Origin of the sequence: Haloterrigena sp. H1, from assembly GCF_005938085.1 — an archaeon.
Classification (GTDB): Archaea; Halobacteriota; Halobacteria; order Halobacteriales; family Natrialbaceae; genus Natrinema.
The window spans coordinates 1,018,104-1,031,704 of the sequence record NZ_SMZK01000001.1; the positions used below are offsets into that span (position 1 = coordinate 1,018,104).

At 63.6% G+C, this 13,601-nt stretch carries 13 protein-coding genes and 1 pseudogene; 6 read left to right on the top strand and 8 right to left on the bottom strand.

All coding sequences use genetic code 11. The features are described 5' to 3' along the window. Window positions 1–25 precede the first annotated feature (25 nt). Together E2L06_RS05165 and E2L06_RS05170 are read left to right on the top strand one after the other, a co-directional pair. A complete protein-coding gene (locus E2L06_RS05165) occupies window positions 26–1,117 on the top strand; it encodes a P-loop NTPase (RefSeq protein ID WP_138779238.1) in 1,092 nt (363 codons plus the stop codon). A gap of 83 nt (window positions 1,118–1,200) precedes the next feature. Then, complete coding sequence (locus E2L06_RS05170; RefSeq protein WP_138779240.1) at window positions 1,201–1,527, top strand: cupin domain-containing protein; 327 nt, start codon at window positions 1,201–1,203, stop codon at window positions 1,525–1,527. A gap of 96 nt (window positions 1,528–1,623) precedes the next feature. Here E2L06_RS05170 and E2L06_RS05175 read toward each other — a convergent pair whose 3' ends face one another. The 3 genes from E2L06_RS05175 to E2L06_RS05185 all read right to left on the bottom strand — a co-directional run bounded on the left by E2L06_RS05175 (window position 1,624) and on the right by E2L06_RS05185 (window position 4,155). After that, window positions 1,624–2,757 (bottom strand): asparagine synthase C-terminal domain-containing protein, encoded by a 1,134-nt coding sequence (locus E2L06_RS05175; RefSeq protein WP_138779242.1) that lies wholly within the window; start codon window positions 2,755–2,757, stop codon window positions 1,624–1,626. After that, a complete protein-coding gene (locus tag E2L06_RS05180) occupies window positions 2,754–3,437 on the bottom strand; it encodes a PHP domain-containing protein (RefSeq protein ID WP_138779244.1) in 684 nt (227 codons plus the stop codon). The genes E2L06_RS05175 and E2L06_RS05180 overlap by 4 nt, the downstream gene beginning before the upstream one ends. 178 nt (window positions 3,438–3,615) lie before the next feature. Beyond that, window positions 3,616–4,155, bottom strand: coding sequence for an OsmC family protein (locus E2L06_RS05185; RefSeq protein ID WP_138779246.1), 540 nt, complete (start codon window positions 4,153–4,155; stop codon window positions 3,616–3,618). Window positions 4,156–4,497: 342 nt separating this feature from the next. On the opposite strand from E2L06_RS05185, the gene E2L06_RS05190 reads away from it, so the two are divergent. The 3 genes and pseudogenes from E2L06_RS05190 to E2L06_RS05200 form a co-directional block, all read left to right on the top strand. Further along, the gene (locus E2L06_RS05190; protein ID WP_138779248.1) at window positions 4,498–5,046 is read left to right on the top strand and encodes an OsmC family protein; all 549 of its coding nucleotides are present in this window, start codon (window positions 4,498–4,500) and stop codon (window positions 5,044–5,046) included. 158 nt (window positions 5,047–5,204) lie between these two features. Further along, the gene (purL, locus tag E2L06_RS05195; protein WP_138779250.1) at window positions 5,205–7,361 is read left to right on the top strand and encodes a phosphoribosylformylglycinamidine synthase subunit PurL; all 2,157 of its coding nucleotides are present in this window, start codon (window positions 5,205–5,207) and stop codon (window positions 7,359–7,361) included. Window positions 7,362–7,386: 25 nt separating this feature from the next. After that, window positions 7,387–7,746 (top strand): annotated as a pseudogene (locus E2L06_RS05200) (HalX domain-containing protein); the annotation flags it as partial. A gap of 32 nt (window positions 7,747–7,778) precedes the next feature. On the opposite strand, the gene E2L06_RS05205 reads toward E2L06_RS05200, so the two are convergent. From E2L06_RS05205 to E2L06_RS05220, 4 genes are all read right to left on the bottom strand, one after another. Then, window positions 7,779–9,641 carry a PAS domain-containing protein gene (locus E2L06_RS05205; protein ID WP_138779254.1) on the bottom strand — a complete coding sequence of 621 codons (1,863 nt, stop codon included), beginning with the start codon at window positions 9,639–9,641 and terminating at the stop codon, window positions 7,779–7,781. Between the two features lie 582 nt (window positions 9,642–10,223). Continuing rightward, on the bottom strand, window positions 10,224–11,381 hold the full coding sequence (locus E2L06_RS05210; protein ID WP_138779256.1) for a pyridoxal phosphate-dependent aminotransferase: 1,158 nt from the start codon (window positions 11,379–11,381) through the stop codon (window positions 10,224–10,226). Between the two features lie 2 nt (window positions 11,382–11,383). Then, window positions 11,384–11,869, bottom strand: coding sequence for an Lrp/AsnC family transcriptional regulator (locus tag E2L06_RS05215; protein WP_138779258.1), 486 nt, complete (start codon window positions 11,867–11,869; stop codon window positions 11,384–11,386). Between the two features lie 134 nt (window positions 11,870–12,003). Next, window positions 12,004–12,669 carry a hypothetical protein gene (locus E2L06_RS05220; RefSeq protein ID WP_138779260.1) on the bottom strand — a complete coding sequence of 222 codons (666 nt, stop codon included), beginning with the start codon at window positions 12,667–12,669 and terminating at the stop codon, window positions 12,004–12,006. A 165-nt stretch (window positions 12,670–12,834) separates the two neighbouring features. Between E2L06_RS05220 and E2L06_RS05225 the strand changes: the two genes are divergently transcribed. Next, entirely contained in the window at window positions 12,835–13,062 is a 228-nt protein-coding gene (locus E2L06_RS05225; protein WP_138779262.1) for a hypothetical protein, read from the top strand. Window positions 13,063–13,114: 52 nt separating this feature from the next. Here E2L06_RS05225 and E2L06_RS05230 read toward each other — a convergent pair whose 3' ends face one another. Next, on the bottom strand, window positions 13,115–13,564 hold the full coding sequence (locus E2L06_RS05230; protein ID WP_138782507.1) for a pyridoxamine 5'-phosphate oxidase family protein: 450 nt from the start codon (window positions 13,562–13,564) through the stop codon (window positions 13,115–13,117). Between the last annotated feature and the right edge of the window lie 37 nt (window positions 13,565–13,601).

Below are 13,601 nucleotides of genomic sequence, written 5' to 3' on the forward strand. Positions count from 1 at the left end.
TTCCTACGGCTAGCATACCGACACTATGACCATCACAGCACACGAGCTCGAAATCAAACTCGAGCAGGTCGAGGATCCGGACATTGGCGAGGATATCGTCTCACTTGGACTGGTCAACGACGTCACGATCGACGACGAGACCGCTCGCATCTCGCTTGCGTTCAATGCGCCGTATGCACCCTCCGAGATGGAGATCGGCAACCAGATCCGTGATGTCATCGAAGACGCCGGCCTCGAGGCCGACCTGCGAGCACACGTCGGCGAGGAACACGGCTTCGACGACGAAGTCCTGCCACGCGTCCGCAACGTCATCGCCGTCTCCTCCGGGAAAGGTGGGGTCGGCAAGACGACAGTCGCAGCCAACCTCGCGGCCGGGCTCGAGAAACGCGGGGCGATGGTCGGCCTCCTCGACGCCGACATTCACGGGCCGAACATTCCCCAGATCCTCCCGGCCGAGAGCGACCCCGGCGTCACACCCAACGAGGAAATCGTGCCACCGCGCTCTGACGGCGTCCGTATCATCAGCATGGGCATGATGATGGAGGACGAGGACGACCCCGCGATCCTCCGCGGCCCGATGGTCAACAAGTTCATGATGAAGTTCCTCGAGGGCGTCGAGTGGGGCCGACTCGACTATCTGATCGTCGACCTGCCGCCGGGGACCGGCGACGCGACGCTGAACCTGCTGCAGTCGATGCCCGTCACTGGTGCCGTCGTCGTCACGACGCCACAGGAAATGGCACTCGACGACACCCGCAAAGGAATCCAGATGTTCAACAAACACGACACCCCTGTCCTGGGCGTCGTCGAGAACATGAGTTCCTTCATTTGTCCGTCCTGTGGCGACCAGCACGGTCTGTTCGGCACCGGCGGTGCTGACACCATCGTCGACAAGTACGACATCCCACTGCTGGGTCGGATTCCGATCCATCCCGACTTCGGGGCCGACGGCAGCAAAGGTGCCCTGGTCAAAAACGACGACAGCGAGGTCCAGAGCCACCTCGAGGACGTCGTCGGCGAGGTCGCCGATCGAGTGGGCGAGACCAACCGCCGGACGGTCTCCGAAAACATTACGCAAGAACCCGCGAACAAGCTGCCGACCGAAACGGAAGACTGAGCGCCTTCGCCACACCGGCGTCCGACTCTCTCGTTTCTCCCCCTCCCCTGTCGTTATAACTCCATCCGTCGAACAGGGTCGATATGCGCGACGAATACACCGACGCGATCGCCGACCTCGAGCCAGCCGACGGTGAGATCGAAAGTACGGAACTGGTCGTCAGTGACGACGTGCTCGTGAAAGCGTTCGCACTCGGACCGGGTGCGACACTCGACGCTCACGACCACGGCGAGAGTACGAACGTCTTCCACGTGCTCGAGGGGACGGTGACAGTCATCCAGGGCGATGAGCGCAAGGAAATCGATGCGCCCGGAGTGGTCCATCACGAGCGCGGCGTCGTCCACGGCGCGAGAAACGACACCGACGAGACGGTAGTCTTTACGGCGAGTCTCTGCCCGCTGCCGTCCTGATCTGGACTACTGTCAGTCATTTCCGATACAACCGCAACCGAACTGCGGTTGCACCGGTACATCGTGACAGCAGACCGTATGAGACGAATCGCGTCCTTACTCGGGAGCCGTCTCCCCGTCCACGAGTAGCGACGCGACGTACTTGGTGACGTGATCGTCCATCCGGCGCTTGTAGCCGGCCTGCCGGGCGAGTCGGTCGAGTTCGCGAGCGACGAGGCTGCCGTACTGGACGGCCTTTTTGTCCCTGTTGGCGACCTCGGCGGGCAGATAGCGGGCCGCCACGCGTCGGAAGCCACGCTTTCGTTCGTCCTCGTCGGCCAGCAACGCGTCCGGCAGACGAAGCGCCGCCGCGACGACGGCGTCGTGCAGCAGCGGCGCGGCCGGCTCGAGTCCCGTCGCCTCGATCGTCAGCACGTCTCGCGGCAGTTGCTTGGGGAGGCTCCTGATCCCCTCGCGGACGGCTCCGCGGGTCGTCTCGGCTGCGACCCGGTGGTCGAGTCGGACGACCTTCTCGTAGCCGCCGAACAGTTCGTCGGCTCCCTGCCCGACCGCGAGTGCGTCGAATCCGTCGGCGGCGACGCGTTCGCCCACCAGATACAGCGGCAGGGCGATCTGGATGTCCATCGCGTTCGTCCGCCCGGTCGCTCGTGCGACCTCGGGGACGGCCCGCTCGAGGTCGGCGGGCTCGAGGTCGACGACCGTGAGCTCGCGGCCCATCGCGTCGGCGGCCGTCCGCGCGGCTGCGACGTCGTGGCTGTCGGGGAAGCCGACGACGTACAGCGGCGCGTCGAGCAGTTCGGCGACCAGCGCCGAATCGACCCCGCCGGAGAAGGCGACGGCGATGTCTCGATCGTCCTCTCGAACGGTCTCGCTGGCCGTCCGAACGGCGCGCTCGAGGGCGTCGATGGCGGCCTCGTGGTTCGGTTCGGGGGTCGGATCGGGCAGCGACCAGCATGACTCCGGCTCGGGGAGCGACTCGCCGACGGGTGCGGCCGCGCCGGCCGGGAAAAGCGTCGGCTCCTCGAGTGCGCTCGGCTCAAACGCCCAGGTCGGGTTTGGACTCGCAGCGGGATCGGTTTCGACGAACAGGGGCACCCGTCCGAGGACGTCGCGAACGAGGCGGCCATCGATCTCGCCGGCGAAGCCGGTCGTTCCCGGAAGCGGATCGGCGTCTGCGAGTGCATTGCGAACGGTCACTGGATCGGCACCGCGAATCGTTGGTTCGGTCATCGGAGGAGGTTCAAAACGCGGCCGACTCGTCTCGTGACGCCGCCGGCGAACTGCTGGACGCTGATTCGCCAGGGCGTGCGCTTTCCTTCAACTGTCGTCCGCCCGTCCGCGATCGCCGCGAGGATCGCCTCGGCGGAACGTTCCTCGGCATCGACGCGCGTGACCGCTTGCCCGACCATCTCGCTGATGTGGGCGTCGCTGCCGGCCGTCATCGGCAGTCCCCGTGATCGGGCGTAGCGTTCTGCCTGTCGGTTCGCTCGACCGGTAAACAGCCGCGAGTTGTAGACCTCGATCGCGTCGCCGGCCGCGAGTTGCTCGCGGGAAATACGGGCCATCACGCCGTGGCGGGCCTCCTGAAATGGATGTGGAATGATCGCCAGGCCACCTTGCTCGTGGATCGCCTCGAGTGTCGACTCGAAGGACAAGCCGGCTGGTACCGCCTCCTCGAGGCCAAGTCCCAGTATATGGCCGGCTTGGCTCGAGATTTCCATCCCCGGAATGCCGACGAGGCCGTAGTCTGGCGCGCGCTCTGCGGCCTCGAGACTCGCGTCGATCTCGTCGTGATCGGTCACCGCGATCGCGTCGAGACCGATCGCCTCGGCCTGCTCCAAGATGAGTTCGACTGGATCCCGGCCGTCGTACGACAGCGCCGAGTGCGTGTGGAGTTCGACCGACAGCACGAACGTACGTTTAGACGGCCTGATCAAAAGCGCCTCGATTAGCCGTGCGACTCGAGTCGCGATCACGGTCACATGGTGGGACGAAAAACGAGTGGTCTCGAAGCCGAGTGAAAGCGGAAAGCGAGCGTTCGATCAGTCGAGGCCAGAGTGAGTATGCAGGATCGAACGCGACGTCGGGTTACTCCGCTGTCGCGTGGTGGATGTCGACTGTCACTTCGTTCTCGAGGTTATCGAGGATGGGCGAACTCGCGTGAGCGGCTTCCTGTACTTCCTCGAGTTCGGCTGTCGATGCGGGCGACTCGACGTGTGCGGTACACTCGATGTGATCGAAGCCAGGGCGGACGTCGTCGGCGAGCCCAAGGAGGCCGCGCATATCGGCCCGGCCCTCGAACTCGAGGCGAATCTCGGAGATCTCGATATCCCGCTTTGCGCCGTGGGCGGCGTAGGTAATCGTCAGACAGGTCCCAAGCGAGGACAACAACTGCTCGAGTGCGTTCGGTGCGTCACGGTGGCCGAACAACGCACCTTCCATGGTGAACTCGGGCGAGTCGACGAGCGTACCTCCTTTTTCGATCTCACTGACGGTGGTTTCACACGTCGTATCGCCAGTCCACTCCGTTTCCGCGAAAAACCGGAAGTCGGCGTTTTCTGGGTCGTCCTCGGCAGCGGCGGTGAGCTGTTCGAACTTCTCCATATCGATTCCGTTCTTCAGAGTCATGCAGATACTATCCAATACCAGGTAGCGCTGGCCCGGTTGTAAACCCGGCGGAAATAGACATTATTTCCGAATGGGATGAGATAACTATACCCGACGTGCAGCTAGTTCTAAGATATGCTGTTGAGCATATTGATCTCGAAAACAGACGTAATACGGCCATTACTGTTCGTTTAAGGGAGTTCGATAACAAGTACCGACTGCGGCCCCACCCAGGAACGCAAAATAGTCGGTGTTAAGTAGATATGAATATTGCTAGTTCTTCCTAGTCCGACACGATATATTGTGACTACTTCGAAAGGGTTATGGGAGCCCACAGGGAACGTAGTATTGCACAATTCACTCATGACTAGCGTAAACGGACTCGACGTCGACGAACTCGAGTCACTCATCGAAGGGGTCTCCGCAGAGCCAGAGCAAGCGTCGTTCACGTTCCGTGCCGAGACGGAGTGGACGGGTGGCTTCGCCAGCGAAACACGCATTAGCGACTTCGAACAGAACGAGGAGACGATCGAGTCGCCGGAGTTCACCGTGACCGGTGACGAGCCAGCGGCCTTGCTCGGCGAACGGGACGGCCCGAACGCGGTCGAACACCTCCTGGCTGCCATCGGCTCGTGTCTCAGCGTGACCTATGCAGGCCACGCCGCGGCGAAGGGCATCGAGATCGACGACATGCACTTCGAATTCGAGGGCGACATCGACCTGCGGGGCTTCCTCGGGTTGAGTGACGACGTTCGGGCGGGGTACGAAGAGATTCGTGCCACGACCCACATCGACGCCGACGCGTCGGACGAGGAACTCGAAGCGTTACACGAGGAAGTCCTCGAGACGTCGCCGCTGTACGACAACGTGACGAACCAGGTGTCCCTCGAGTTCGATCTCGACTTCGAATAAGGCCATCGCGGCGCGTCGGCATCGGATAGCAGCAAGCTCCTGCTTCGTTTTCCTGGCGTCGATCGCTCGACGGGAACCAGCCGCTCGAGAGCGGAATCGATATTCACGAACGTGCACATGGAAACCCATTTACCGACCGACTTTCACCACCTAGATGAATGAGTCTTGCCGATTCGGATCGCGAACTCGTCGTTTCCGAGCTGGACCGGGAGCCGACGCAGGCGGAGGCGGCGCTGTTCGAGAACCTCTGGAGCGAGCACTGTGCGTACCGCTCCTCGCGGCCGCTGCTGTCGGCGTTCGACAGCGAGGGTGACCAGGTCGTCATCGGACCGGGCGACGACGCGGCAGTCGTTGCACTCCCCGACAGCGGCGACGGAGACGGGACCAGTGACACGTACATCACGATGGGGATCGAGAGTCACAACCATCCCTCCTACGTCGACCCGTTCGACGGCGCGGCGACCGGCGTCGGCGGCATCGTCCGGGACACGCTCTCGATGGGCGCGTACCCGATCGCGCTCGCGGACTCGCTGTACTTCGGCGAGTTCGACGACGATCACTCGAAGTACCTCTTCGAAGGCGTCGTCGAGGGGATCAGCCACTACGGAAACTGTATCGGCGTCCCCACGGTCGCCGGCAGCGTCGACTTCCATCCCAAATACGAGGGGAATCCGTTAGTCAACGTCGCCTGCGTCGGCCTGACCAACGAGGAGCGACTCGTCACCGCCGAGGCCCAGGAGCCGGGCAACAAACTCGTCCTCGTGGGCAACGCCACCGGCCGTGACGGACTCGGTGGCGCGAGCTTCGCCAGCGAAGACCTCGCCGAAGACGCCGAAACCGAAGACCGCCCCGCAGTGCAGGTCGGCGACCCATATGCCGAGAAGCTGCTCATCGAGGCCAACGAGGCGCTCGTCGACGAGGACCTGATCGAATCGGCCCGCGACCTCGGTGCCGCCGGCCTCGGCGGTGCCTCGAGCGAGATGGTCGCCAAAGCCGATCTGGGCGCACAGATCGACCTCGAGCGCGTCCACCAGCGCGAGCCGAACATGAACGCCATGGAGATCCTGCTCGCCGAGTCCCAGGAGCGGATGTGCTACGAGGTCGAACCCGACAACGTCGACCGCGTCCGCGAGATCGTCGAGCGGTTCGATCTCGGTTGTTCAGTCATCGGCGAGGTCACCGACGGCAACTACGTCTGTACGTTCGAGGGCGAGACGGTCGTCGACGTCGACGCCTACTTCCTCGGTGAGGGCGCACCGATGAACGACCTCCCGACCGAAGAACCCGAGCAACCCGAAACCGACCTCCCGGATGCCGATCTCGCGGACGCGTTCGACGCTGTCGTCGCGAGTCCGAACACGGCCTCGAAGCGGTGGGTCTACCGCCAGTACGACCACGAGGTCGGCGTCCGCACGAGTGTCGGGCCGGGCGACGACGCGGCCATCGTCGCCGTCCGCGAAGCCGAACAGGGACTGGCGATCTCCTCGGGTGCGGCACCTAACTGGACCAACGTCGCGCCTTACGAGGGAGCCCGCGCGGTCGCGCTCGAGAACGCGACGAACATCGCGGCCAAGGGTGCAACGCCGCTTGCCGCGGTCGACTGTCTCAACGGCGGGAACCCGGAGAAAGACGACGTGTACGGCGGCTTCACCGGTATCGTCGACGGCCTCGCCGAGATGTGTGAGACGCTGTCGACGCCGGTCGTCGGCGGGAACGTCTCGCTGTACAACGACTCCGTCGCGGGGCCGATTCCGCCAACGCCGACGCTGGCGATGGTCGGTGCCAAAGACGGCTACGACGCGCCGCCGCTGTCGGTCGAAACCGACGGCGAGCTCGTGCTCGTCGGTGACCTCGGACTCGAGGCCGACGACGCTCGGCTGGGCGGCTCCGAGTATCTCGCACAGTTCGACGGCAGCGACCGGTTCCCCGAACTGCCCGACGAACCGGCTGCCGTCGTCGAAACGCTGGCGGCGGTCGCAAACGACGAGTCGACACTTGCCGTCCACGACATCAGCCATGGCGGCCTCGCAGTCGCACTCGCCGAGATGGTCACCGACGACGCCGGGCTCGAGGTGTCGCTTCCGGGCGAGGACCCCGCAGGCGAACTCTTCCACGAACAGGCCGGTCGCGCGCTAATCCAGACCGAGTCGGTCGAGGCGGTCCGCGAGGCGTTCGACGGCGTCGCACCGGTCGTCGAACTCGGCTCCGCAACCGACGACGGTCGACTCACGATCGACGTCGGCGACCGGACGATCGAGACCGACGCGAACGAGATCGCCGAGCGACGCGCGACGATCGAACGCGAACTCGAGTAACGGCCGGATCGACGGCTCTTTTTCACGAGTTGCGATGATGACGGCGATCGAGCCCGACTTCGACACCGTCGAACTGGGATTCGACGACTCCCTCGTCAAACCAGTCTCGCAGGGCGAACTGACCAGCGTTATCGGGCAACTCCACATTCGGGCGAGTTACGGGGAGCAACTGCGGGAGCTGTTCAGACTCGCGTCGAAGAAGGCGCTGCTCGACGAGCGAACGACCGAGGCCGAACGCCAGTCCAGTCAGGAGTACGCCGAACTCACGGACCGGCTGGCCGTCCTCCGTGCCCGGGTCAACGAGACGGTGACTGAACTGCTGGAACAGGGCGGCTACCGGCAGTCCTGTCAAGATATGGCGCGTGGGTCCGCAGTTCAGGAGTGAGGCCGGGGACAGACTCGTGGCTGCGTCGTTGATTACTCGAGCCGTCGCTCGAGGGTCGTGATATCTCGGATTTCGATTCGCGTACCGCCGTTCTCACCGTTGGTGACGGTACACGTCCAGCCGTGAGCTTCCGCGATGGCGCGGACGAGCGCGAGCCCGAGCCCGTCGATCGCGGTCTCGTCGTCGGCGGTCGGATCGAGGACACGGTCGTGTGCGTTCGGCGGGATCTCAGCGGCATCGTCGAGCAGGAAGAAGCCGCGTGAGCCCTCGTCGTCGAAGCCGACCAGTCCGATCTGGATCGTCACGCCGTCGTCGGCCCGCGCGGCGGCGCTGTCGAAGGCCGTCTCGAGGAGGTGGACGAACCGGTCGGGATCAGCTCGGAGCGTGGCCGTCGCGTCGACGACGAGTGCGTCCTCGTTGATCCCGGAGTCGCTGACAGCATCGGCGATCGCCGATTCGAGACGGAGGCGGCTCCGGGTGCCGACGGCGGTGGCGTTACGGGCGAATTCGCGGACGTCGTCGACGAGGCATTCGGCCCGGTCGAGCGTGGTCTCGACGGTATTTTCTGCCAGCGGAAACTCCCAGTCGTCGATTTCGTCGTCCTCGAGTGCGTCGGCGACGGCCTCGAGTTGACGTTGCAGATCGCTCGAGAGGATATCTGCGACGGCTTCGAGGCGTTCGGTCTGACGCTCGAGTTCCGCGGTACGGTCCTTGAGCACTCGTTCCCGGTCGGCCCGGTCGAGGGCGGCACGCGTGTTCTCGACGAGCGTCGAGATGAGATCGACATCGGACTCGTCGAAGCGGTGGGGATCGAACGAGCCGGTCATGAGCACGCCGTGGGTGCCGATGGGCGCGATGATTTCCGAGCGAAGCGGCGTCTCGGGGTCGTAGAGGTCGTCGGTCTCCGAGAGATCGTCGAATAGTTCGACGTCGCCACCCTCGAAGACGTCCCAGACGAGGCCCTCGCCCGGATTGAACCGCGGGAGGCCGCCGAACTCGTCGTGGGCACCGGCAGTGCCGGCGACCGGCTCGAGATAGCCGTGTTCCTGATCGAGCAGCCAGACGCCGCTGATGGGCAAATCGAGCAGGTCGCTCCCCGAGTGGACGGCGATCGCACAGATTTCTTCTGGATCGTCGGACGCGAGAAGCCACCGGGTAACCTCGTGAAGCGACGTGACGACGCGATCGTACTCGTGTTGATCGGTGATATCTCGGATGATGGCGGCGACAGTCGCCGCGTGGTCCTCGATAGGGACGAACCGGAACTCGCCCATCCGGTCGTCGCCATCGGGCCCACTGTAGGGCAACTCGAGTTGGCGACGCTCGGCGGTCCCGATATCGATGTCGGTGATCGCCCGGCCGATCTCGACGGCGTGGTCGTCGTCGATCCCCGCCAACTCGGTCAGTGTCTCGACGTGTTCGCCGACGAGTTGCGATCGGTCCGCGCCGATGATCGATTCGGTTGCTCCATTGACAGTAACGATCTCGCGGTTGCGATCGAGCGTGACGACGGCATCACGGATCGCCTCGACGACCGCGGCGTGTTGAGCCAGCGTCGTCTCCTGGGCCTTGCGCTCGCTGACATCGCGCATATAGACCGAGAGCCCGGTCTCGGAGGGATAGGCGCGGGCTTCGAACCACGTCTCGAGGTGGGTGTGATAGATCTCGAAGGAGACTGGTACCTGCTCGTCCATCGCACGGTGGAACCCGTCGGGGAACTGCGTCTCGACGGTCTGGGGGAACTCGTCCCACATGACCCGACCGATCAGCTCCTCGCGAGAGCGTTTCAGCAGCGTCTCGGCCCGCTCGTTGAGATACGTGAACCGAAAGCCGGTATCGAGCGCGAAGAACGCATCGGTGACGCGATCGACGATCGGAACGGATCGCGTCGTCACGACGCTGCACCTCCGCAGGCCGATCGGTTCGTCTCTCTTGCGCGCTCGAGGCGCACACCACTCACAGTCGCTCCCATCATCGACGGACAGTCAGCCCATTGTTTGTGAAACCCCTATTTTAGTGCCGCGGCCGAGCGACGGCATAAGTTATGATCACATGCTCCTATTCCATAAGAAACGGCTGACACAGGCGCTCAATACGGCGATCAGGAATCGTCGCGGCCACGATCGGCTTCGGCGGTTACGTTCGCTGAGGCCCATATAAAAGACAGGCGAACGGCACATCGTGGTCGTCAATCAGGAGGGATGATACTAGTAACCGCTGGCCGTCACTGCATACCCGATCGCACGACGGGGGCGCGGTTCAGAGTACATCGTGAGCGATCCCCACGGACCCTGCGATCGGTGTGGAAATCGTTTCAGTTGTAACTATAGGCAGCATGGATTCTGCCTTCAACGATATTACTGGCGTGAGAACGACATGCTAGCGACCATGCGCAACGTCTTCCTCGAGGCGGTCGGTACCGCGCGGCCGAGGTGGCTACCGGTACGGTGCCTGTCGCGCTGTCTATACAGACCGTATCAGGCGTGGTCCGCGACGAACGCCTCGATCCGATTCAGTGCTTTCCGGAGGTCTTCGAGGCCGGTCGCATAGGAGACACGCAGGTGGCCCTCGCCGACGTCGCCGAAGACGTCGCCGGGAACGACCGCGACACCCTGTTCGCGCAGGACTCCCTCGGCGAACTCCTCGGCGGTAAAGCCCTCGGGAACCTCGGGGAAGCAGTAGAACGCACCCTTGGCCTCGAAGACGTCCATTCCGATCTCACGAAAGCGTGAGAGGACGAACCGCCGTCGGCGGTCGTATTCCTCGACCATCTCCGCGACGTCGTTGTCACAGGTGTCGAGCGCCTCGAGCGCGGCGTACTGGGCCGTCGTCGGGGCCGACAGCATCGTGTACTGGTGGATCTTGTTCATCGCGCCGATGGCGTCGGCGGGCCCGAGCGCGTAGCCAAGCCGGAGGCCCGTCATCGCGTGGGCTTTCGAGAAGCCGTTGAAGACAATGGTGCGCTCGCGCATCCCCTCGAGACTCGCGATCGAGGTGTGCTCGCCGTCGTAGGTGAGTTCGGCGTAGATCTCGTCGGAGAAGACCGTCAGGTCGTTCTCGCGGGCGAACTCGGCGATCGGCTTGAGATCCTCTTCGGTCATGATCGCCCCCGTCGGGTTGTTGGGATAACAGAGGACGAGCACGTCGGCGTCGGCCGCGCCGGCCTCCTCGAGGCCCTCGACGGTGAGTCGAAAGTCGTCTTCCTCCCTGGTCGGGACCGACAGCACCTCGCCGCCGGCGAAGATCACGCCGGGCTCGTAGGAGATGTACGCCGGCTGGGCGATCGCGACCGTGTCACCGGGGTTGACGAACGCCCGGAAGGCCAGATCGACGGCCTCGCTCGCGCCGGCGGTGACGATGATCTCCTCGTCGGGATCGTAGCCCAGCTCGAACCGGTCGGCGACGTAGTCGGCGATCGCCTCGCGGAGTTCGCGTTTCCCTCGATTCGCGGTATAGGACGTTTTGCCCTGCTCTAAGGAGGTGATCGCGGCATCGCGGGCCGCCCACGGCGTCGCGAAGTCGGGCTCGCCGACGCCAAGCGAGATGACATCGTCGCGTTCCTCGGCGATTTCGAAAAACCGGCGGATGCCCGACGGTGGAACCGCTTGCACCCGGTCTGATAGTTCGAACGTCATGGTTAGGGGGAGAACGAGAGGCGTTCGTCGTCCTCACCGTTGCCGAGTTCGATCCCGTTTTCCTTGTAGGAGGTCATCACGTAGTGGGTGACCGTCTGGGTGATCTCGGGGACGGGCGCGACTTTCTCGCTGATGAACTGCGAGACCTCACGGATGGAGTCGCCCTCGACTTCCATATCGAAGTCGTAGTCGCCACTGACCAGCCGCAACGCCGTGACCTGCGGGAACCGTGCGAGGCGCTCTGCGATGTCGTCGTAGCCCGTCTCGCGGTCGAGACGAACGTTCAACTCGACCTCGGCGCGGACGCGCTCGTCCTCGAGCCGATCCCAGTCGACGACAGCCTGGTAGCCACGTACCAGACCTGCTGCCTCGAGTTCCTCGATGGCTGCCTCGACCTCGTCTTCCTCGAGGTCGGTCATTCGCGCGATATCGGCCGCGGAGTATCGCGCGTTCTCACGAAGCAACTCGAGCACCTCGCGTTCGCTCATATCCCTTCGAAGCGCGAGCGCGAGTAAAGGTCTAACGTTCTTGTCGCGTTCCTCGCACCGACGACAGGCTCTGTTCCCGCGTCACTGCTCGCTTGGCTGAGACGAACGTTGGACAGTACTCGTAGCCGAGGATGTCAGCGGTAATTCTTGAACAGCAACGCCCGCACGTCGTCTTTCGTCTGGACCTGTTCGGTCGAGCCGTCGGGGAGGTCGACGGCGTACCGGTAGTCCGCCGAACTCGACTCCTGCCACTTGTCGTCATGGGTCTCGAGCAGGCTCATCATCTCGTCTAACATGTCGTCGTCGTCGGCTGATCCGCCCTCGCTGCTGCTGTCATCGTCACTGCCCGAATCAGCGTCTCCGTCCGTGTCAGACTCAGTATCGTCGGACGTGCCCGACTCAGCGTCCGATTCGTCGTCCTCATCGCTCGACTCCGGATCGTCCCCTGCGGATTCGTCGTCGTCCGGCTCCGGTTCGGTCTCATCGGACTCGAGATCGTCCGGGTGATCGTCGACCGCCGCCGTTTCCGTCTCGCCTTCGATGTAGGAAACCTCCTCGAGTTCGTGGGGATCGTCGTCGCCGTCGATCGCGGCGCCGACGGAGGCTGCGACGTCGTCGGTCGCCGAGGAATCGAACTCGGCGGCGTCGAATTCGATCTCGCCGTCGAGATTGTCGATCAGGTACTGGACGGCGTCCCGTTCGCGGACGAAGCCGTACTTGCCGACGACGGATTCGGAGATCTCCTCGCGGAGGTGCTGGATGAACGCGTACTGCTCGTCGGTGACCTCGAGCGTCTTCATACCCCGTCGATGATCCTGAAGGTACAAATATGTAAGTCGTCGCAACCCGTGGTTCTCTGGGGTTCGGTGTCGGGAGATCGATCTCGAGACGGTTGATTCGTTGCCAGGGCCCAGAATGGTCGAGCACTGGATTCAAGTGCTGCGAGTTGACATATCCGGCTGACTATGGACGATGTGCTCGAAGTCGTCGATCTCGTCGCCGATTCGGAGCTCGAAGGCGTATTCGTCTGGCTGCTTCGGTTGATCGGGGTGGTCGCGGTGGTGGCCGGCCTCGGGCTCTGGCTGCTGACCGATATGGGGATACTCGTCTTGCCGCTCGCCCTGATCGTCGGCGGGATCGCCTTGCTCGTCGTTCCCAGCGTCCTCCTCTCGATCGCCGAACTGTTCGGCTAGCGGAACCGTCGGCCACTGCTGTGATTTGCGGCTGGGAGGTGGAGAAGGCCGATCAGGAACTAGACGGAACCTCTTTTCGCCCCGTCAGCGTGTCGGGGTCGAGGCTGAAAAAGTGGAACGTGACCTCCCTTCGCGGCCGTTCGAAGATGTCGACGCGCGGGATCTGAATCGCCCACATCCCCTGTACCGCACTGGATTCGTACTGCTTCTCCTCGATATCGTCGAGTGTGCCCGTCGCGATGACGCTCTCCCACCGGCTGTCGGTTTTGCTGTAGACGACGAACGAGACGGGTTGATCGATGAAGTCACTCTTTCGGCTGTCTTGAGGTGTCGACAGCTGATAGTACAACAGACCCTCGTCCGCGTTGTAGCCGTACGACACCGGTATCGAAACCGGCGGCTCGTCTGACTCGGCGGCAAACGAGAGAACCCCCGTCCCACCGCGGCCGAGGAAATCGGCAATCTCGTCGTCGCTCATCTGGAGCCAGCGCAGCCCTTGCATATCCCGGTTGTCGATCCGCATGGCAAAAATACGCTGT